The sequence below is a fragment of the Methylobacterium sp. WL116 genome (assembly GCF_008039455.1).
Lineage (GTDB): Bacteria > Pseudomonadota > Alphaproteobacteria > Rhizobiales > Beijerinckiaceae > Methylobacterium.
Map to the genome: position 1 here is coordinate 1 of NZ_VRUV01000859.1, position 1,233 is coordinate 1,233.

Genomic DNA, 1,233 nt, shown 5'->3' on the forward strand with positions numbered 1-1,233 from the left:
GGCCAGCGGGGCGGTGCGCCTCGCGCCGCTGGCCGCCGACCCGACGACGGGGCTCGCGCAAGGGCAGCTCTACGCCGACAGCACCGCGACCGCGCTCAAGTGGTACACCGGCACGGGCTGGGCGCGGATCAGCAATTTCGCCAAGGCGGCGGCGACCACGAGCTTCGACAACTACGTCCCGGCCGGCGCCTGGACGAAGGTGCAGTTCAACATCGCCGACAGCAACGACCAGGGCGCGTTCGCGGCCGCGACGAACCGCTTCACCGCCCCCGAGGCCGGCCTCTATCGGGTCTCGGCCATGCTCACCTACAAGCGCAACAACGCGAGCGCGCCGACGGCCTTCGAGGTCCAGCTCTACCGGAACGGCGCCCCCGCCGGGCGCGGCCGCGCCGCCGCGACCGGTGCGCTGGTGGACGGGGTCACCGCCCTGTCGCTCGCCACGACCCTGAAGCTCGCGGCCGGCGACGGCGTCGAGGTCTGGGTGCGGTTCACGGGGGCCGACGGCTACGTGGCCGCGGCCGATGCGTCCTTCGGCGCGCAGCAGCTGGGCTGAGGCCGGGCGCCCGCCGCACCGACCGCCGTTCCCCGCCCCGGAGATCCCCATGAATCTCACCCTTATCGGCGAGGCGTGCCTCATCGCGCGCGAGGGACGGCGGCTGACGGCCTACCGCGATTCCGTCGGCGTCTGGACCATCGGCGTCGGCCACACCTCCGCGGCGGGGCGCCCCCGCGTCGTCCCCGGCCTCGCGATCACCGCGGCCGAGTGCGACGCGATCTTCGCGCGCGACGTCGCGACCTACGTCGCCGCGGTCCGCGACGGCCTGACGGCGGCGGTCGGGCCGCACGCCTTCGATGCCCTCGTCTCGCTCTGCTACAACATCGGCCCGGCGGCCTTCGCCGGCTCGACCGTCCTGAGACGGATCAACGCCGGCGACGCGGCCGGTGCCGCCGACGCGCTGCTGCTGTGGCGCAAGCCCGCGGCGATCCTGCCCCGCCGCCGCGCCGAGGCCGAGCAGCTCGTCACCGCCTACGCCGTCGCCCTGCCGCGCCCGACCGTGAACGCCGCGCGGCTCCGGATCGCGGCCCCCGTCGCCGCGGTCACGGACCCGGGCGTCGCGACCCCGGTCCTGGTGCCGACCGTGCCGCGGCCGGGTCGGCTCGGATTTTAACAAAATAACCTGCCGCCCGAAATCAAGTTGTTGATGTAGGGGGTGGGCGGGTGAATTAAAAAAA

General features: G+C 73.9%; 1 protein-coding gene and 1 pseudogene. Both read left to right on the plus strand.

The annotated features are described in order from the left end of the window. Nucleotides 1–553 (plus strand): annotated as a pseudogene (locus FV223_RS27965) (complement C1q domain-containing protein); the annotation flags it as partial. 49 nt (nt 554–602) lie between these two features. After that, complete coding sequence (locus tag FV223_RS27970; protein ID WP_147729920.1) at nt 603–1,169, plus strand: lysozyme; 567 nt, start codon at nt 603–605, stop codon at nt 1,167–1,169. Nucleotides 1,170–1,233 lie beyond the last annotated feature (64 nt).